This is a genomic window from Acetobacterium sp. (genome assembly GCF_041752335.1).
GTDB lineage: Bacteria > Bacillota > Clostridia > Eubacteriales > Eubacteriaceae > Acetobacterium.
Window position 1 is genome coordinate 1 of record NZ_JBGSHG010000134.1, and the last position, 17,829, is coordinate 17,829.

22 protein-coding genes and 1 riboswitch are annotated in these 17,829 nt (G+C 41.5%); all 22 genes read right to left on the bottom strand.

The features are described 5' to 3' along the window. Nucleotides 1-125: 125 nt before the first annotated feature. Nucleotides 126-668, bottom strand: coding sequence for a F0F1 ATP synthase subunit delta (locus tag ACEW8F_RS16305; RefSeq protein WP_373484521.1), 543 nt, complete (start codon nucleotides 666-668; stop codon nucleotides 126-128). After that, nucleotides 665-1,174: a F0F1 ATP synthase subunit B gene (locus tag ACEW8F_RS16310; protein WP_373484522.1), complete on the bottom strand. Its 510-nt coding sequence runs from the start codon at nucleotides 1,172-1,174 to the stop codon at nucleotides 665-667. Before ACEW8F_RS16310 ends, ACEW8F_RS16305 begins: the two co-directional genes overlap by 4 nt. A gap of 58 nt (nucleotides 1,175-1,232) precedes the next feature. Next, nucleotides 1,233-1,484, bottom strand: a complete 252-nt coding sequence (gene atpE / locus ACEW8F_RS16315; RefSeq protein WP_026393412.1) for an ATP synthase F0 subunit C — start codon at nucleotides 1,482-1,484, stop codon at nucleotides 1,233-1,235. Between the two features lie 47 nt (nucleotides 1,485-1,531). Further along, nucleotides 1,532-1,783 carry an ATP synthase F0 subunit C gene (atpE, locus tag ACEW8F_RS16320; protein WP_026393412.1) on the bottom strand — a complete coding sequence of 84 codons (252 nt, stop codon included), beginning with the start codon at nucleotides 1,781-1,783 and terminating at the stop codon, nucleotides 1,532-1,534. Nucleotides 1,784-1,855: 72 nt separating this feature from the next. Continuing rightward, nucleotides 1,856-2,158, bottom strand: coding sequence for an ATP synthase F0 subunit C (gene atpE, locus ACEW8F_RS16325; protein ID WP_373484523.1), 303 nt, complete (start codon nucleotides 2,156-2,158; stop codon nucleotides 1,856-1,858). Between the two features lie 24 nt (nucleotides 2,159-2,182). Beyond that, nucleotides 2,183-2,845 carry a F0F1 ATP synthase subunit A gene (gene atpB, locus ACEW8F_RS16330; protein ID WP_373484524.1) on the bottom strand — a complete coding sequence of 221 codons (663 nt, stop codon included), beginning with the start codon at nucleotides 2,843-2,845 and terminating at the stop codon, nucleotides 2,183-2,185. 66 nt (nucleotides 2,846-2,911) lie between these two features. Next, nucleotides 2,912-3,316: an ATP synthase subunit I gene (locus ACEW8F_RS16335; RefSeq protein WP_373484525.1), complete on the bottom strand. Its 405-nt coding sequence runs from the start codon at nucleotides 3,314-3,316 to the stop codon at nucleotides 2,912-2,914. Next, a complete protein-coding gene (locus ACEW8F_RS16340) occupies nucleotides 3,291-3,632 on the bottom strand; it encodes an AtpZ/AtpI family protein (RefSeq protein ID WP_373484526.1) in 342 nt (113 codons plus the stop codon). The genes ACEW8F_RS16335 and ACEW8F_RS16340 overlap by 26 nt, the downstream gene beginning before the upstream one ends. A gap of 179 nt (nucleotides 3,633-3,811) precedes the next feature. Further along, the gene (gene rpiB, locus ACEW8F_RS16345; RefSeq protein WP_373484527.1) at nucleotides 3,812-4,261 is read right to left on the bottom strand and encodes a ribose 5-phosphate isomerase B; all 450 of its coding nucleotides are present in this window, start codon (nucleotides 4,259-4,261) and stop codon (nucleotides 3,812-3,814) included. A gap of 17 nt (nucleotides 4,262-4,278) precedes the next feature. After that, complete coding sequence (locus ACEW8F_RS16350; protein ID WP_373484528.1) at nucleotides 4,279-5,325, bottom strand: L-threonylcarbamoyladenylate synthase; 1,047 nt, start codon at nucleotides 5,323-5,325, stop codon at nucleotides 4,279-4,281. A 43-nt stretch (nucleotides 5,326-5,368) separates the two neighbouring features. Beyond that, nucleotides 5,369-6,802, bottom strand: a complete 1,434-nt coding sequence (locus tag ACEW8F_RS16355; RefSeq protein WP_373484529.1) for a nicotinate phosphoribosyltransferase — start codon at nucleotides 6,800-6,802, stop codon at nucleotides 5,369-5,371. A gap of 255 nt (nucleotides 6,803-7,057) precedes the next feature. Further along, nucleotides 7,058-7,489, bottom strand: a complete 432-nt coding sequence (locus ACEW8F_RS16360; RefSeq protein WP_373484530.1) for an arsenic metallochaperone ArsD family protein — start codon at nucleotides 7,487-7,489, stop codon at nucleotides 7,058-7,060. Between the two features lie 62 nt (nucleotides 7,490-7,551). Next, nucleotides 7,552-8,064, bottom strand: a complete 513-nt coding sequence (locus tag ACEW8F_RS16365) for a type II secretion system protein J (protein ID WP_373484531.1) — start codon at nucleotides 8,062-8,064, stop codon at nucleotides 7,552-7,554. 40 nt (nucleotides 8,065-8,104) lie between these two features. Continuing rightward, nucleotides 8,105-10,111 (bottom strand): hypothetical protein, encoded by a 2,007-nt coding sequence (locus ACEW8F_RS16370; protein WP_373484532.1) that lies wholly within the window; start codon nucleotides 10,109-10,111, stop codon nucleotides 8,105-8,107. Nucleotides 10,112-10,175: 64 nt separating this feature from the next. Continuing rightward, a complete protein-coding gene (locus ACEW8F_RS16375; protein ID WP_373484533.1) occupies nucleotides 10,176-10,622 on the bottom strand; it encodes a prepilin-type N-terminal cleavage/methylation domain-containing protein in 447 nt (148 codons plus the stop codon). Between the two features lie 73 nt (nucleotides 10,623-10,695). After that, on the bottom strand, nucleotides 10,696-11,454 hold the full coding sequence (locus ACEW8F_RS16380) for a hypothetical protein (protein ID WP_373484534.1): 759 nt from the start codon (nucleotides 11,452-11,454) through the stop codon (nucleotides 10,696-10,698). Continuing rightward, the gene (locus ACEW8F_RS16385; RefSeq protein WP_373484535.1) at nucleotides 11,451-12,980 is read right to left on the bottom strand and encodes a hypothetical protein; all 1,530 of its coding nucleotides are present in this window, start codon (nucleotides 12,978-12,980) and stop codon (nucleotides 11,451-11,453) included. Before ACEW8F_RS16385 ends, ACEW8F_RS16380 begins: the two co-directional genes overlap by 4 nt. An 11-nt stretch (nucleotides 12,981-12,991) precedes the next feature. After that, nucleotides 12,992-14,176 (bottom strand): type II secretion system F family protein, encoded by a 1,185-nt coding sequence (locus tag ACEW8F_RS16390; protein ID WP_373484536.1) that lies wholly within the window; start codon nucleotides 14,174-14,176, stop codon nucleotides 12,992-12,994. Nucleotides 14,177-14,220: 44 nt separating this feature from the next. Further along, the gene (locus ACEW8F_RS16395) at nucleotides 14,221-14,985 is read right to left on the bottom strand and encodes an A24 family peptidase (RefSeq protein WP_373484537.1); all 765 of its coding nucleotides are present in this window, start codon (nucleotides 14,983-14,985) and stop codon (nucleotides 14,221-14,223) included. A 240-nt stretch (nucleotides 14,986-15,225) separates the two neighbouring features. After that, entirely contained in the window at nucleotides 15,226-15,459 is a 234-nt protein-coding gene (locus tag ACEW8F_RS16400) for a hypothetical protein (protein WP_373484538.1), read from the bottom strand. Between the two features lie 338 nt (nucleotides 15,460-15,797). Beyond that, nucleotides 15,798-16,214: a type II secretion system protein gene (locus ACEW8F_RS16405; protein WP_373484539.1), complete on the bottom strand. Its 417-nt coding sequence runs from the start codon at nucleotides 16,212-16,214 to the stop codon at nucleotides 15,798-15,800. A gap of 322 nt (nucleotides 16,215-16,536) precedes the next feature. After that, nucleotides 16,537-16,644, bottom strand: a riboswitch (cyclic di-GMP riboswitch). Nucleotides 16,645-16,766: 122 nt separating this feature from the next. Beyond that, nucleotides 16,767-17,828 (bottom strand): type IV pilus twitching motility protein PilT, encoded by a 1,062-nt coding sequence (locus tag ACEW8F_RS16410; protein WP_373484540.1) that lies wholly within the window; start codon nucleotides 17,826-17,828, stop codon nucleotides 16,767-16,769. Between the last annotated feature and the right edge of the window lies 1 nt (nucleotide 17,829).

Genomic DNA, 17,829 nt, shown 5'->3' on the forward strand with positions numbered 1-17,829 from the left:
CGTCTCCAACTTGAATGACCGTACCGACATCGACGACTTCAAGCTTATCTTCATAACGCTCTATTTCATTTTTAATAATTTGACTTATTTCCTCTGGTCGGAGATTCAACTTTACTCACCTCTTTTTAATGTAGTCTTAAATTGTTCATCTGTGTTTTCATTTGATTTAATTGATTTTTGATGCTCCCATCAATAATCTGATTCCCAACATAAACAACCGCTCCGCCAAGAATTGACTCGTCGATTACATTTTCAAGAATCACCTTTTTGTCAAAGCGTTTTGCCAGGTTTGCTTCCAAAGCGACCCGTAGGGCTTCGTCCAGGGGCACCACGGTTAATACCCGGGCTTCCACTGTATTTTTGTAAGGCAGCACTAATTGTTTGAATGTCTCGTGAATTTCGACAAGAAATTCAAAACGATTTTTATCCAAAAGAATGTTTAAAAAATTTCTCAAGTATTGATTATATGAGTCCCCAAAAACCCGGCCAAGAATACCCTTCTTTTCAGAAGTGTTCATTGAAGGAGTTAACATCAGATTCATTAATCTGGCTTCAGACTTGAAAAGATCAATGACCGAAGAAAACTCATCGTACATTCCATCAACAAGATTGTTATCAACGGCAGTGTCAAATAAGGCCTGGGCATATCTTTTCGCTACTAAACTCATTTAGCATCCCCTACCTTATCGATAAAGTCTAAAATCATGGCTTCATGTTGTTTCTGATCCATGGATTTGTGAATAATTTTTTCAGCTGCGAAGAGTGAAAGATCAACGATGTTGGATTTAACTTCGTTCATCGCTTTACGTTTCTCAACTTCGATTTCAGCCATAGCCTTCTCGATGATTAATTTTGCCTCCCCATGAGCCTTTTCAACAATTTCATGGCGTTGAGCCTGCCCTTCGACATTGGCATCACGGATAATCTCACGCTCTTTTGACCGAATATCAGCCAATAATGCTTCGTATTCCTGTTTCAATTTTGCTGCCGCGGTGTTTTTTTCGGTAGCACCTACTATTTCAGCGGAAACATCATCTTGTCTTTTTGCAATCATATCCTTAACTTTTTCATAGAAGAAATGTTTCAAAATTAAAAAGAAAATAATAAAGTTAACAATAGTTGCCAACAAAAGTTTTAAGTCAATTCCAACTAAGCCTGCATATTCAAATATCAATGTTATAGCCCCCTTTCTAATTCATAAGCATAAACGTATTTCATTACAGAATCACCTATTAACCGAGAAAAGGATTAGCAAAGAGTAAAATCAGTGCAACAATCAACCCGTAAATACCGGTGGTTTCAGCTACCGCTGCACCTAAAAGCATGGTTCTTACGATGTCACTTTGCGCTTCTGGCTGACGACCAACTGCTTCTGCACCCTTACCAGCTGCAAAACCCTGACCAATCCCAGGTCCAACCCCGGCGATCATAGCGATACCAGCTCCTATAGCTGAACATGCTTTAATAAAATCTAAACCTTCCATTTGTGTCTTCCTCCTAATTTTAACCGAAATTTATAATTGATTTTTAATTAACCAAGAAATGGGTTTGCAAATAATAAGATCAATGCAACAATCAACCCATAAATACCAGTGGTTTCAGCAACCGCTGCACCCAAAAGCATGGTTCTGACGATGTCACTTTGTGCTTCCGGCTGACGTCCAACCGCTTCTGCACCTTTACCGGCGGCAAAACCCTGACCAATACCAGGTCCTACCCCAGCGATCATAGCAATACCAGCACCAATGGCTGAACACGCTTTAATAAAATCTAAACCTTCCATAATTAAACGTTCCTCCTAAAAATTTCCTTCCCTTACTAAAGGGATTCGTAAAGAATAAATCAATACGACGACTTAGCCCATAAAGGGATTCGCAAAGAGTAGAATCAATGCGACGATCAGCCCATAAATACCGGTGGTTTCAGCAACTGCTGCCCCAAGTAGCATTGTTCGAATAATATCACTTTGAGAATCGGGCCGTATTCCCACCGCTTCTGCGCCTTTACCGGCGGCAAATCCCTGACCGATACCAGGTCCTACCCCAGCGATCATAGCTGTCCCTGCGCCAATGGCTGAAAATGCTTTGATCACATCGATGCCATTAAACTGACCAAGAAACTGCAATAAAAAATCTACCATATTCGCATCACCAATCATACCGTTTCCTCCCTTTCTCTCTCATTAATCCATAGCCATTGAAACAAACACCATGGTTAGCATTGTAAAGATAAAGCTTTGCAATAATCCTGAGAAGATATCAAAGTAGAAATGGAATGGAATTGGAATTAGCACAGGAAAGAAATACAATCCTGCTAACGCCGAATACAGTAGTGCCAAAATGATACCGCCACCCAATAAGTTTCCGAAAAGACGGAAAGACAGGGAAACCGGATTGGCCAATTCTCCAATTATATTAATTGGAAGCAAGAACGGCATTGGCTCAAGGTAACCCTTGAGGTAGCCTCCCAATCCCTTTGATTTCAAACCAAAGAACTGGGTCATAAAAAATGTCATCAAAGCCAGGCCAACGGTACAATTTAAATCGGCTGTCGGAGATCTCAGACCATAGATTCCAGCAGTGTTGGCAAACGCGAGAAACATAATTAAAGCGAGCATGTATGGTGCAAACCTCATCTTATCTTTTCCCATCGTCTGTCCGACTAAATCATCCATAACCGTGACAATGGTTTCAGCAATGACTTGGGCTTTTCCTGGACGCTTTTGCATATTTTTTGTCAAAATAGCACACACAACCAAAATCATCACCATAATTATCCAGGTGTTCACAAGTGTTTGCGTGATTGGGAATCCGTAGATATACCCGTAAATTTTTGGGCCTTCCATTGTTTTTTCACCTCATTGTCCAGGCGTTTTAAAAATTTTTAAAGCGCCTATTGTGTTTTTGAATTTTTACGCCTCATTTATCAAGACGTTTTTTTTTGATACTGTTGTATTGATTAAAACTGAAACTTTTACAGCAACCAACCCAAGCAGAACACCAATGATGTTTACCCAGGGATTAATAATTGCCACATATATAACAACACCGGTTATTAAGTATCTCAAAAAATATCTGGTCTGAACATATTTTTGAGCCCTCGCCGATGGCATTTTCATTGCCTTGTCAAAGGTTAATTGCATTAATCTGAAATTGAGGATACTATAAGCTCCGCCAAAGAGAACACCCAGCGCAAACGCCAGGGGATCTTTTGCTAAAAAACTGAATAGCGTCAGTCCCAGGCTGACAATCCCACCATCAATCATTATTCTGGTTTCCAAAGAAAGATTTTTATAAATCTTCATCGTTTTCATCATCTTCATCTTCCTTTTTTATCTGATCTCGATATTCTTGAGCACGCTTTTTTTCAGCTGCTCGCTCTTCATCGGTCTTATTTTCAGCCGCTATTTTCTGCGCTCTTTCACTCATCCGCAGGGGAATCACATACATGTTTCGCAAACCCGCCAGGACACCCAGCACCGCTAAAATAATCACCAGCATGTTTCCAGTATGAAAATAGAAATCCAGAACTTTGCCTATGAAAATCATGACCCCGACCGGAACTAGCACCGAAATCCCAATTTGTGAGATCATCGCTAGGTATTTATAAGGATTCTCCTTTGAGCTTTTCATCTAATACTCCATTTACATGCATATATTTTTTTGTTCTTAAGCTATCTTTTTTTGTCCTTTTCCACGCTAAAGTATACACCACAGCTTTCAAAAAGTCTATTTATTATCCGCTTCTTGAAATCTTTTACATATAGTATCATAATTAACTAGACTTGTATATACAGCATTTCTATTTTTTTCTATTTTGAGTATTTTTTTTCGATGGCCGTAATCCCATCAATACGCCGTTGGTGACGGTCTCCGGCAAACTCTGTTTCCAGCCAGATCTTAACAATTCGCATCGCCAGACCATCGCCTAAGACTCGGGCGCCTAACACCAATACATTGGCATCGTTATGTTCTCTTGACATTTCTGCCATAAACTCATTAGTACACAAAGCCCCCCGGATACCCGGAACCTTGTTAACCGCCATGGAAATACCCAAACCAGTTCCGCAAATAGCGATTCCGCGGTTGCAGTCGCCAAAGCTTACCGCTTCCCCAACCATTTCCCCATAAATGGGATAATCACAGGAATCAGTGGTGCCGGTGCCGAAGTCAACGACCTCGTGCCCCTGCTCTATCAAAAATGGTTTGATGGCTTCTTTTAAAGCCAGTCCACCATGATCTGAACCAATTGCAATTTTCATACTTATTTTCCTTCCTATTATATAAAGGCATAGCCGGCCGCTTTATAAAGCCGATTAATTAAGGCCAATGTCTCATTGTTCAGCAAAATATCTTCCGCATATATTTTTTCAACCCCGAGCTCATCAAAGGTTCGCAGCCGGGAAAAGAGATTTTTCGACATTTCTTTGGGATCGTTTCGGCTTCCCAGTGAAAGGATAAAACCTTCCCTATAAAAATCCATGGTTTCATCACTGGCCAATACCCCAATTGTCATCGGTTTGCCTTTGTGATGAGACAGCGCCCTGGTAATTTTCTCGTGGATTTCTTCAGGCGTTCCCTTAACCACCACCAGTTCGCCCTTAGGTGAATAGTGGGTATATTTCATCCCCGGAGACGAAACCTTCTCCGGCACCACATTCCCTGTCACATTGGCGGAAACCTCCACCCGGCCCAAAACCTCCCGCAGCTCTGCCAGGGTGATATCCCCGGGTCTTAACACCACCGGCGGTTCGACCGTCATGTCAATCACCGTGGATTCCAGACCCAGTTCGGCGTCAGACGATAGAATGATTCCGTCGACCCGTCCGTCCAGATCCTCAAGGACATGTTTTCCCTGGGTGGGGCTGGGGCGGCCTGATCGATTGGCACTGGGAGCGGCAATCGGACATCCGGCCATCCGTATAAATGCCTGGGCAATGGGATGATCCGGAAAGCGAACTCCCACCGTATTCAATCCGGCGGTTACCTCAGTCGGAATGGCTGCTGCTTTTTCCATGATAATTGTCAAAGGACCTGGCCAAAATGCTTTCATCAGCATTTCAGCCTTTGCTGGAATATTGGCAACCAATGGCTTCACCTCATCCAAACCGGCGATGTGGACAATCAGCGGATTATCATCCGGCCGCCCCTTGGCCGCAAATATTTTTTTAATGGCCTGAGGATTCATCGCATCGGCGCCCAGTCCATAAACCGTTTCGGTGGGAAATACTACCGTTCCCCCGGCTCTGATCAGACCGGCAACCGCTTCTAAATCACTTAAGGCCACCTCATCAAGAGCTTCTATATGTACTGTTTTTGTTTTCATTGTTATTTCCATTTTTCTTAATCAATGACTAATCATTGAATTTTCATTCGGCCTCGCTTAATAACTGTTGTTTTAAGGCCCACAGATTTTCGGATAAATCGACATGATAGACATGGGGATTCACCATCCGCTTAAAGGCCGGCCATAAACTGTCTTTTTCATCTTTTAAGTGCTGCTGAATGTCTGAGATGCTCGGTGCTTGATACACACAGTTGCCATCAATAAAAACCGGCACCAGCAGTTCCCGAATATAGTAATCTGTGATGATCCGTTTTTTCCAGGTATGAACCGGATGAAAAATGGTCAGTGGTTCCGCTTCGTTAATCGTTTCATCTTCCAGGGTAATTAAATCCGCCAGGGCCATCCCATTGCTTTTACCATAGATGCGAAAGATCTTTTTATATCCGGGATTGGTAATCTTTTCCGGATCATTGGATACCTTCAGCTTTGATTTGCCGGAAATCACCGACAGTTTATAAACCCCGCCCAGAGCAGGGCAATCATAAGCCGTAATCAGCTTGGTGCCAACCCCCCAGGAATTAATTTTGGCACCCTGACTTTTTAAATCTTTGATCAAATGTTCATCCAGATCCGAGGATGCCACAATCCCGGCTTCTTCAAGACCGGCCTCGTCGAGCATTTTTCTGGCTTCAATGCTAAAATAGGCCAGATCTCCAGAATCGATTCGAATCCCATAGCGACCGGTAATCCCACCTTCAGCCAAGGCTTTTTTAAAAACCTTGATGGCGTTGGGGACCCCCTTTTCCAGGGTATTGTAGGTATCAACTAAAAGGGTGGCATTATCAGGATTATATTTTACATATTTTTCAAAGGCTTCCAGCTCGGTATCGTAGCTAAGAATAAAGCTGTGGCTCATGGTTCCCATGGCTGGGCGATCCAGCATTGCTTCGGTTTCCACCACACTGGTTCCAGCACAGCCGCCAATGACAGCGGCCCGGGCGCCAAAAAAACCGGCTTCCGTTCCGTGAGCCCGGCGCAAACCAAACTCCATGACCACATCGCCCCGGGCTTCTTCGATGATCCGGGAGGCCTTGGTAGCGATCAGGGTCTGGTGGTTGACAATACTCAGAATGGTGGTTTCGACAATCTGGGCTTGAATCAAGGGTGCCTTGACGCGAATAATCGGTTCCATCGGAAAAATAATGCTGCCTTCGGGAATAGCAAAAATTTCCCCTTCAAATTTGAAGTTCTCCAGGTAGGCTAAAAAAGCGGGTGAAAATTCAGGATGATTTTTTTTCAGTAATGCCGTATCTTCCTTCGTAAACCGGATGCCTTTGACATATTCAATAACCTGCTCTAACCCGGCAACAACGGTATAACCACCCTCAAACGGGTTGTTTCTAATAAAAACATCAAAAACAGCTTCTTCATTTTCCTTACCATCTTGTACGTATACATTTCCCATGGTAAATTGGTATAAATCCGTTGCAAGCTGAAGCTTTCGGTCAAATTGCATACTAAATTCTCCTTCTTTTCACATTGCATATTATTCTACCACTTTATTCGGGTAAAATACAAACTTTTTCAATATAAATATTTGCGTGCTGATCCCGCTTTTTGCCTGTTTTTTCCGCGTTTTCACTGAAATCCTTTGCTAATATTCTCCTTGTTAATAATTATACAATTGCGATAATAAATTCTTGTGGTAATTTTTGGCTAAAAAAAGAAATGCTCTCGCATTTCATATTTTTTTACGAATAATTTTACCTGATCAGCCACAACTATTGCAATCGCCCGAACAGTCGCCATCATCACAGTCACCATCTTTGACATCTTCACTGAAACCAAATAAAAATGTTTTATCCTGTTTTTCCCGGTCAGCATAGATTTGCAGATCGCCCCAGGGCAGGCCGGCCCATTTGGCCAGGGCAAAATCGGTTGGGTATTTTTCCATCATCTCGATCTTTCCATTAACAATGGTCAGCGGCAGACAATCGATGCCTTTGGTGGCAATCGCTTCCTTTACCGCAAAGCTATCCATAAAGGCGGGCATATCGTCCATCACATTATACCGGGATACCAACACACCCCGTTCTCTTAAATCCTTTACCATATGTTCAATCCGGATTAAATCGGCCTCGATCATGGGATCGCAAGCGCCGCTGGCACAGCCAGCCGGTTCGTATATTTCTACTTTTTTCATGGGGTTCCTCCTGAATACTACTCTTATTTCTTAACTACATCTACTGTTTTAAAACACCGGACTTAAGATCCGGTTTCATAAGTGATAACAAGAAATTTATTACCACCGCTTAATACCTCACTGCTAAAAGGACTAACCTTAATATTATTCATCACAATTCCCCCCGTCAACTTGGCCATACTATCATCTTTAGGCGTAATTTCATATGCCATTGTATTGACATTAATGACGGTGAATTTCATCTCCGATATTTGGTCGATTTCATATTCAACTCCATTGATGACCTCCATACAGACGCCATCTTTAAAGCCGATACTATAATCTCCCCCGGCAACTGTATCAATCTTAACGCCTGTTGCTGAAGCAATCGATAAACCATTTTGCAGTTTTGTTTCGATATTCGTGATCGAACCTGACTTATAACTGATATTTTCTCCGCGTGTATACATTTTCATCGCTATAAAAAAGACCGAACTGGCCGCTGCTAAAAGAACGGACATAATTAATAGCGATACCATTAATTCCAATAAAGTGAAACCACCACTTTTTTTTATTTTATCATTCAGCCTTGTCATTTAAAACACCTTATCATTTTGACTTCTAAAGAAATGATACTCAATAATATTTTTCCTGCCCATCCACTATATTTACGGTATTTGTGGTTTCTCCTTCGGTTGCTCCTACAGTTGGCGGCGGCGGAAAATCAATCGCATCAAAGCTTCCTGGTTTTAGGGTATTATCATTAATTGTATTTGTTGTATATCCGATATATTTTCCGACTCCCCGACTCGGATTTGAGGTCTGGCTTTTCAACCAGACATTTGCCAGAGACTGATTTATTGCACCTTTTAAGATGCACTGGTTACTATTGAAGTTCGCACTTCCCGAAAAATAAATGTGATCCGAGGTTAAGTCGAGCACCCTATTTCCCCAGTTACCCAATGTTACATTTCCGCCAAAAACAATATTTGTATTTCCATATAAGACAACTTTTGCATCTGTTTGAGTGTAAGTCCCTTCGAATTTTATGCAGCTGGTTTTTTGATCAACATTACCAATATAAAACGGTCCTTCTATTTGTTGCAAAGTAGTGTTCCCTTTGCAAACAAAATATTCCGTGAGAATTTTGAAATCTCCACCTTTGATCCCCTCAAGATTTAAATTTCCGCCAATCATCACGATTTTAGAGTCAATATTAATCGTCGCATTTGACCAGTTTTGTGTTATATTGCCCAAACAATTGAAATAATATATCCCTTTTATATCTACTTGTTGCCCTGTACTCGTTGTATCTAGTGACCCAATTTCAACCTGATTTGTCTGCTGATCTGGATCACCTACTATAGTTAGTCTCATCTTATCATTTAAATTCATCGTTCCTGTTTTTAAGTACTGAACATTATTGAATGTTAATATCGGTGTAGATGAATTTGACTTAACACTACCATCTAACCAGACGTTTGAACAATCAATTGTCAAGGTTGTAGCATGTCCAATTGTCAAATCACCACCAATAATAATATTCTTGGCTTTAATTATATTACCACTTGTTTGTAATTTACTCAAATCCACGTCACCAGTAATCCATAAGTTATCACAATCGATATCCAGTTTAGCTTTGAATCCTAGAATTAAATCCCCTTTTATATAAATATCTTTTGCTTTTAATGTATTTTTAGACTCATTGCTATCAATTGAATAATTATTAGCAAAATACAACAGCTCGGTTTTAAAGGTATTCGCTTCTTTTACTCCAAAGTTTAAAGTCAGTTTCTCAAAATCAGGCATTGATGTGGATAATGCGATTTTATTTGCAGCCACATCTAAAGACTTAGTTCGGTCAAATGCAAAACTCGTGATATTTATTTGACAATTGTTAAATTGTCCATTGCTGGGTCTAACACTGAGAAGACCATTGCTATTTTCAACGGGATTTCCAATCCCATAATCCTGTCCACCAGTAACTTTAAAATTTATCTTATTCTGATTATTTATTTTTGTTTTTTGTATTAAACCAGTTGTAGAAAACTGGTTTAAATTAATTGTCGGTTTTTGAGGCTGGGTTGGCGGCACCGGAATACTACCGGTTCCCGGTGTGGTCACTGTTTCTACGGCATAATCAAAGCTTCTTTCGTAATTCAGCTTTCTTCTTAGATTTTGAGTTTCCACCGAAAGTGTATAGGTTGTCTTCGCCGTTCCGTTTTCGGCATCCCCAGTCAGCTCTGTTTGTTCCCACTTAAGTTTTCCAACACCAATCGTTGATGCTGACGCTGTAACGGCTTTTTCCAGAATCATCGGATCCGTTGGGCCTGAGCGGGTACCATTAATATAGAAGATCACATCTCCTGCTGTGTTAGTAGTGCCTTTATCTGCGAGCGGATTAAGCGGATCATTCATTTCTGTTATTTTTTCTTCAATTAAGATCTGCCCGTACTCAGTCACCGACTTTGCGTCGATATACGCCTGACGGCTTTCCACGGTCTTTTGAGTGAAGTTCATTCCACCTGTGGCGACCGTCATCAAAGATGCGACAATTAGTAGCAGAACAACTCCTAAAATAATTACAAAAGGTAATGCGCTGCCATTATTATTTCTTATTACTTTTATCCATCTACTTTTCATAACAGCCTCCTGCGAACCTCAAATAGACCAGCATTGCAAATCTTTCTTCTTGATTCAAATTTTACTATTGTTTAACAAAAGCCGTAAAATTGATTTGATCTTTGCCCTCATTATAATAAGAACGATAATAAATATTATAACCGTTAACGCTTCCCGGATATGGCACGATATAAAACTGACGTGGGTAGGTTTGCCATTTATCACCATTAAAGGTACCAGGCGTTATTCCCGGTAAAGTAGAATCGTCCATGCTATAAGCTATACCCTTTGCTGCTGTTCCCGCTCTGTCTATCGAATCAGGATCTGCTCCATTCGAAATTTTTGTGACGATCTCATCGATATAATCCTGTCCGATGGCGGCCTCATTATTTTTTTGATCGTTTCCGACAATAGCCTTTTGACCAAATAATAAGGCCCCAAGAATGGTTACTAAAAGAATGGACAAGATCAGAAAGGCAGCCAAAAGTTCAATAATTGTTACCCCAGCCTGATTGTTAAAAAGTCTTTTCATGGTTCCTCCCGATCGTCTTAAACTTTTTTGAAAAGCATCGTTTAAAAGCTTAACACTTACCCAATTACAGCCACTACTTTTCAACCATATAAACTGTAAAGGTCACCCCGATGACCACGTTGCTACTGCCATTCAGTTTCGGAACATAACCAGAGTAGGAAACATTGGTCGTCGTATTGCCGCTTGTAGTGGTGCTCGATTGAGGAACCTCTTCCGGTTCAATACTAAACGCTGATACAATCATATCCGGCCGGGCGGCCACCCCATCCAACAAACGATAAAAGTTCGCCTGAGTTCCAGTGAGTTCCATACGCACTACACTTGTCAGCGCTTGGGTTTCACTTGTTATATCGGCATTATTTGTGTTTTCTGTAGTTTCTGTAGTTTCTGTAGTTTCTGTAGTTTCTGTTGTTTCTGTTGTCGCGGTGCCTACAGCTGCTGATGCTCCATTTTCTGAGTAGTATTCGGTGAAGGTCGAAACCCCTTGCAACTGATTGCTTTCAATCGCCAGTAGAGTTGGGGATAAACTATATCCTAAACACAGCTGCGTCAGCAAACTGTCTACTCCTTCATTGGGTAGTTTGGGAGAAAAGGGTGTTTTTAGCCCTACCAGCTTTGCATTTGCTTCGTCTTTGGCCTGCATCGATGCCGGTATCCCATCGATGGCCATTTCCATGGATTGCTGCGTGAAGCGCGCTTCCGCCACCTGATCATTCACCACTCGAAAACTGGCATAGCTTGGCATTACCACAAAATACAATCCAAATAGTCCAATCAAAATACAGCCGAGAATATAAATCAATACTTTTTCACGTCGGCTTAGCTTGTTCATCGCTGTTCACCTGCTTTCAGGTAAGCAATCACTTCAAAGCTATAGCCCGAAGTTGAAGTTGTATTGGTCGTACTGCTGCTGCCTGTTGTCGTTCCAGTATTTGTTATTGTTTCCGTTCGAGTAGAAATTACTTTTTCGTAGCCAGTATAATCCAGTTGTGTAAAATATTGGGTGCTTTTTAACCGTTCCACATAACCGGCGGCATCCCGTTCGCTCTTCGCCGTCGCCGTAATATGAACAGCGCCAGTTGTACCATCGTAATCTACTGTATTTAACTCGATTACACCATTTAATAAGGTTACCATGTGGTTTAATTTTTCCGAAACCAACTGTGGGTTGGTATTAATCGCCGCATTGATCTTCTCCATGTTTGAAATCTGAAGATTGATCGCCTCCACCTCATCCGTCAAGGCCATTGCCTGTAAATATTCCTCCTGATTATTGGGATCGTTAATATAAGCATTGGCCTCAGCCAGATTTTTTATCGCATAAAATCTAAGTGCTAAGAAAATCCCAAACAGCAGTAAAAAAAATACAATCATTCCGACTGGTATCGCCAATGCTTTATATGCAATCGGAACCTTTTTCTTGATGACATTACTTTTTTTATACACCGCTGCCAGATTGATGGGTTTGATTCCGGTAAAAAAACCCACAATCGGATAAATAAACTTACCAAAATCAAAAACTTCTTCGATTTTAAAACCAATCTTGATATTGGATGTTTGGGGAATAATGAATAAGCTGATGGCTGGATCAAAGATTACCGCTTTTAATATCTCTAATTCATATTCATCCATCCCGGCATAAACACTCATGTTTAGCGCGTATTCAGACCGTTGGGCCTTGTTAAACTGGATCAGGGATGACAATTTTTCGGACAGTTCTTCTCCAAAAGCAGTGGTTCCTCTTTCCGCCATTAAGCGGGAACGATTAGAGAAAACATAAATTCCATTTTCAAACAAAATCGAGACCAGGTTTTTTCCATCCAGAATATTAACTGAAAAGGTCATCCCCCGATAATCTTTACTTGCCGAAACGTATTGAATAATGGTATTTAAGCCCACATCAATACTCATAACCGGAATCTTCATACTTCTAAATAAATTAATGTATGATGCCAGCACCCGCTTTTCAATGCCACAGCAAAACATATTCCTTCCATTTGGTCCTGGGATGCTTGAATAATCAACCAACAGTTCCTCATAGTTACCGGCACTATCCTCAAATTCCGTCACGGCCAGGGCGTCTAATTCCTTGGGCTTGAGTTTGGGAACTTCCACATTTTTGGTCGCGATCAAACTACTGTCAATAATTAATTTTAAATTCTTAAAAATATTTTTGTTCGTCTTCAGCGCATCGGCAATGATTTGTTTGACTGCTTCTTCGTTGGTAATAACCCCATTAATTAACGTCCCGCTTTCAAAAGGGAGCGTTTGAAAATGGGAAACGATCAGCTGTTCACGCTTCATCGATCCCTGGATGATCTGAATGCCCTCATTTGAAAAATAGACGATTGTCTGCATAGTTTGTCTTCCTATCCGATGTTTTTATATAAGGTCATAATTGGGAGCATTACCGATAACATAATACCGCCAACAACCACAGCCATTAAAATAATCATCATTGGTTCAATAAAAGCAACCAATCTTGTGGTTGCCATTTCTGCTTCATAATCAAAAGCATCTGCCACATTGCTCAGCATTTCATCCAGATTACCGGACTCTTCGCCGATGTAAATAGTAGATACCAATTTGGAATCAAATCCGTCAATCATCTGAATCGATACCGAAAGCGGTTCGCCGTTTCGCACCAGTTCTATCACCTGCGGAAACTGTCCCTGCAAATAGGTGTTGCCAATGGTAGATCCGCTGATATCCAGGGCATTAATCATGGCCAATCCACTGGAATACAGTGAACTTAAGGTTCTGGAAAAACGAGCGGTATAAATAATTTTCATTAATTTACCAACCCGGGGAATTCTCAGTTTCAACTGATCCAATCCTCTTTTTAGGGTGGGTAAGGTTGCCAGAAAACCAAACATGGCAATCATCGCCAAGGTCCCGATGATATACAGATACCAATAGGTGATCATCGAACTGCTGATATTGATCATCAACTGGGTAATGGCAGGCAACTCAATCCCTTCAAAAAGGGTGAAAAATTGGGGCAGAATTAAGGTGAACACTAATAATACCACAATAACCGTAACCCCCAGAAGAATCAACGGATAGGTCATGGCACCTTTAATTTTTGTTCGCAGTTTGTGCTCTTTTTCATAGTGTTCGGCCATTTTTCGGGCGGTTTCTTCCATCTGACCGCTGGCCTCACCCGACTTATACATATTGATCAACAGTTCCGGAAACGACCCTCCCGTTTTTTCCATGGCAAAGGACAGGGTATTCCCGTTTTCTATTTCTTTGTGCAAAACCCCATAAACCTTCTTGATCGCCGGTTTAATATCCCGCTCTTCTATAATACTAATGGCTCGGATCATCGTTATTCCGGCTGCCAGCATACTGGCAATCTGCCGGGAAAAATCAGAAATTTCCATCGGCTTGAGTTTATAGGCCGTTTTGTACTCCTGCACCTCCTGGATCTTTAGGGCAAATTCATTATTTTGCCGTAAATTTCGCCGGACTACTTCGGCGGTAGATGCTTCCATTGTTCCCCGAACCACCTGAGACTGCAGATTTTTTGCTGTATATTGATAAACTGGCATATGTCCTCCATCATTGCGCCAAATGCGCTATATCTGGTCGTTTTTCACAATCCAAACAGGTCTAAATACCACCTTATTATTATATCACCAAAAAGCAAGCTTGTCATTATGCCAATGCATAAATATGGCCCAAAGGCCATGTGCCTGGCCTCGGTTTTTCGGGCCAATAAAAAGACCGCGACGATCCCCCCCAGCACCAAGCCAATAAAGGTTGCCAGCACCGTATTACCCCACCCCAGCATGAAGCCTGCCACCGCCATCAGTTTGATATCACCGCCACCAAAGGCATCGCCAATAAACAGGGTCAGTATCAGCATCGGCAGGCTGACCACAAAAATTCCAATCACCCGGGACAGGATTCCCACCTCGGGGAAGAAGAAAAAACAAAGCAAGGCCGGAGCCATTAACGCAATGACCAGACCATTGGGAATGGTCATGGTGTCAAAATCGATCAGCGTGATACAAATAAGAATTGCACCGGTAATAAATACCACCGCCGATTGAAAAGACAGGCCGTACATCCAAAAAATAAAGACAGCCATAACCCCGGTAAATAATTCAACTAACGGATAACGGCTGGATATTTTTTCACCGCAGTAAGCACATTTCCCCCGTAACCAGAGATAACTAAACACCGGTACATTATGGATTCCTTTAATTTGGGCCTGGCAATGGGGACAGAAAGAACGGCCTTTGGCAAAAGAAATTTCTTTAGGCACCCGATAGATCACCACATTAAGAAAACTGCCAATTACGCAGCCAATGACAAAGATATAAAGATAAAGACTGATATTAATGAATACAATCATATCGCGAATTTCCTTTCAGAACGTATTATGATTCGACAAATATCATACGCTTACTTTTATAATTAATGACTCAATTTTTATTCCTTTTCAGGTACCTAAAGGCTGTTCCCCTTTATCTTATGGCAGTCAAATTTCCTGGTGAATATTTGGTTTCCAAACCGTTTTTGATATAAATAATATAGTCAATAGTGGCATCTTTTTCTTCATCAACTACTTGAATAACGCATCCCGATTCGCTTCTTATCCAATATATTCAACCAAATCCGACTGAACTGGAACCCGGTAGTTTTCTGATCCTTTTAATTCAATTGCTTTTGCAGTTGCCGCCAGATAGACCAGTCTGGAATTGGTGGCATCCGTGATCAGATGGTATGATCTGACAAAGCCAAAAATGATTAGCCCTAAAAACAAAAAAAATAATGAGAACCGCCAGAGCAAAGCTTGGTCTGGATCGCCGGGGCTCATTGTCTGCATAATTAGTCTGATCTGCTTCAACCGGATTCATAAATACCTCTTTTGAAATTAATGAACACTATTTATAATATCATATCAGCAATACTAATTACTGGCAAACTATTTGCTTCCCATTAGTCAATTTTCCCTTAGTATTTCGACCTTTAATTCATTGTTTCATTGCATTTTGATAGTAGTAGGCTTAAAGGTGTTTTCTGTAATAAAAAAACTCCTTATCCAACGCAAACCCAATGGCGGGTTTGCGCCTTGGATAAGGAGATTCACCCTATGGCGCATAGGGCGTGAGATAAAACTAACTATTGCCGTATCTTACCTAATTAAGTTTAATTTGCACTTTATTATACTGTTTTTTCATAAGTTATATCCCCACCGGCAATTGTAATTGTAAATCCATTTGATCCAACATATTCAAGGCTAGTTATTTCTCCAGATGCACTCACTACAACATCACCAATCGTTCCATCAACATCACCATTGAGGTAGGCAGCCATTTGAGTCGATGCTTCATCCTCTACAACAGCTGTAGTGTCAGCTACTGAAGATCCCGTTGCCATCATCTCAGTGGCAATTGCCTGAGCTGCTATATAACACTCTCTAGCCTGTGCTGTTTCCGCTTTTTGATTCGCTTCATTGACAAACCCTAGCATTGCAGGAATTGTAAATGCTGCCAGAACAGCCAAAATCACTAATACCACAATAATTTCAACCAGGGTAAAACCTTTGTTATCTTTCTTAAGTTTCTTTAATAATTTCATTGTTTGCTCCTTTATTATTTTATTTTTTAATCTCTATATTATCACCTGCGCCACAAGGTGATTCATATGTACAGTTAACGCCTTTATTATTTCATACTTACCCGTACTTTATCTTAATCTTATCTGGCAGTTATTCTCTGTCAAGACCAATTCAGGACCAAAAGCTACCTAAATCATACAACCCACTATTACTAGCATCGACACTCCGATGAAAAACTTTAGGAATTCCCTCAACTATTCTCAAAATGAAAATGCCTGAACAAACACGATAATTTCTCACTTCTTTTTAATTTCAGGGTCAAAAAAAGCCACACTTACTCGGTGTGGCAGCTGGCTGTCTTATCGTAATGAATTTTTCCGGAATCAATCCATCGACTTAGACCCTATAGCTTTGCGTCCCAGGTTTTCGCCTGTTTTGCCTTTATTTATTATGTGTATTTTGTTTCTTACTTAATTTTAGTTTAACTCAGCTTAAAAGTCAAGTAAATCTTTTACACTTTCGTTACAAATTAACCAGTATCTTTGTTACATCTCCTGCCAAAAACTGAAATTTTAACGCTTACCAAAATACTGGTTAAACTCATGCTTATCCGTCGCCCACTCCAAGCCCGTCTCATAGGCAATTTTACCTTCCCGCACTAACTGAACAAGATCGGCGTTCAGGGTTTTCATGCCGAACTGTCCCCCGGTTTGCATCACCGATGCCAGCTGATGAGTTTTTCGTTCTCGAATCAGATTAAGCACCGCATCGGTTCCAATCAGAACTTCCAGGGCGGCCATCTGACCGGTTCCGTCGGCGAGCGGCACCAATTGCTGGGTTACCACCCCTTTTATGGTACTGGATAACTGGGCCCGGATCTGTTGCTGGCTATGGGTGGGAAACACATCGATGATGCGGTCAATGGTATTGGCGGCGCCAATGGTATGCAGGGTCGACAAGACCAGATGTCCGGTTTCAGCCGCAGTCACTGCCGCTGAAATGGTTTCATAGTCACGCATTTCCCCTACCAGAATCACATCCGGGTCTTCCCGGAGACAGGACCTCAGCGCCAATTCAAACGAAGGCACATCAACCCCGACTTCCCGTTGGTGAACGATGCCTTTTTTATGATAATGCTTATACTCAATCGGATCCTCAATGGTCAGGATATGAGTCGCCCGGTTGGTATTGATATAATCAATCATCGAAGCCAGGGTGGTGGATTTCCCGCTGCCGGTAGGTCCGGTTATTAAGATCAGCCCCCGGGGTTCATCTGCCAGTTGTCTAATAATTGGCGGCAAGCCCAGTTCCTCAAAGCTGGGCATAATATCATTGAGTAGCCGGATGGCCGCCGTATAACTGCCTTGTTGTCGGTAGACATTAACCCGTTGCCTTGATCCCTCCGGGGTCACAAAACTAAAATCAATATCCTCATTGGCTTCCAGTTTTTCCTTTTGCGCATAATTAACCATACTGAAAATCCAGGCTTCCGTATCTTTTGGCGCATGGTTAAAGTTACTGCGGAACAGTTTTCCGTTTTTTCGGAAAACAGGGGGCAAACCCTGGGTTAAGTGAATATCCGAGCATTTATTTGCCCGGCCAAATTCAATCAAGTCTAATATGCTAACAACCATT

Coding starts and splice junctions, on each gene's coding strand:
- ACEW8F_RS16340 (WP_373484526.1), bottom strand. CDS start 3,632: ATGAAAAGCTCAAAGGAGAATCCTTATAAATACCTAGCGATGATCTCA.
- ACEW8F_RS16410 (WP_373484540.1), bottom strand. CDS start 17,828: ATGGTTGTTAGCATATTAGACTTGATTGAATTTGGCCGGGCAAATAAA.
- ACEW8F_RS16355 (WP_373484529.1), bottom strand. CDS start 6,802: ATGCAATTTGACCGAAAGCTTCAGCTTGCAACGGATTTATACCAATTT.
- ACEW8F_RS16385 (WP_373484535.1), bottom strand. CDS start 12,980: ATGCAGACAATCGTCTATTTTTCAAATGAGGGCATTCAGATCATCCAG.
- ACEW8F_RS16380 (WP_373484534.1), bottom strand. CDS start 11,454: ATGAACAAGCTAAGCCGACGTGAAAAAGTATTGATTTATATTCTCGGC.
- rpiB (WP_373484527.1), bottom strand. CDS start 4,261: ATGAAAATTGCAATTGGTTCAGATCATGGTGGACTGGCTTTAAAAGAA.
- ACEW8F_RS16395 (WP_373484537.1), bottom strand. CDS start 14,985: ATGATTGTATTCATTAATATCAGTCTTTATCTTTATATCTTTGTCATT.
- ACEW8F_RS16335 (WP_373484525.1), bottom strand. CDS start 3,316: ATGATGAAAACGATGAAGATTTATAAAAATCTTTCTTTGGAAACCAGA.
- atpE (WP_373484523.1), bottom strand. CDS start 2,158: ATGATTGGTGATGCGAATATGGTAGATTTTTTATTGCAGTTTCTTGGT.
- ACEW8F_RS16390 (WP_373484536.1), bottom strand. CDS start 14,176: ATGCCAGTTTATCAATATACAGCAAAAAATCTGCAGTCTCAGGTGGTT.
- ACEW8F_RS16375 (WP_373484533.1), bottom strand. CDS start 10,622: ATGAAAAGACTTTTTAACAATCAGGCTGGGGTAACAATTATTGAACTT.
- atpE (WP_026393412.1), bottom strand. CDS start 1,783: ATGGAAGGTTTAGATTTTATTAAAGCGTGTTCAGCCATTGGTGCTGGT.
- ACEW8F_RS16370 (WP_373484532.1), bottom strand. CDS start 10,111: ATGAAAAGTAGATGGATAAAAGTAATAAGAAATAATAATGGCAGCGCA.
- ACEW8F_RS16305 (WP_373484521.1), bottom strand. CDS start 668: ATGAGTTTAGTAGCGAAAAGATATGCCCAGGCCTTATTTGACACTGCC.
- atpB (WP_373484524.1), bottom strand. CDS start 2,845: ATGGAAGGCCCAAAAATTTACGGGTATATCTACGGATTCCCAATCACG.
- atpE (WP_026393412.1), bottom strand. CDS start 1,484: ATGGAAGGTTTAGATTTTATTAAAGCATGTTCAGCTATAGGAGCTGGT.
- ACEW8F_RS16360 (WP_373484530.1), bottom strand. CDS start 7,489: ATGAAAAAAGTAGAAATATACGAACCGGCTGGCTGTGCCAGCGGCGCT.
- ACEW8F_RS16400 (WP_373484538.1), bottom strand. CDS start 15,459: ATGCAGACAATGAGCCCCGGCGATCCAGACCAAGCTTTGCTCTGGCGG.
- ACEW8F_RS16405 (WP_373484539.1), bottom strand. CDS start 16,214: ATGAAATTATTAAAGAAACTTAAGAAAGATAACAAAGGTTTTACCCTG.
- ACEW8F_RS16350 (WP_373484528.1), bottom strand. CDS start 5,325: ATGAAAACAAAAACAGTACATATAGAAGCTCTTGATGAGGTGGCCTTA.
- ACEW8F_RS16365 (WP_373484531.1), bottom strand. CDS start 8,064: ATGACAAGGCTGAATGATAAAATAAAAAAAAGTGGTGGTTTCACTTTA.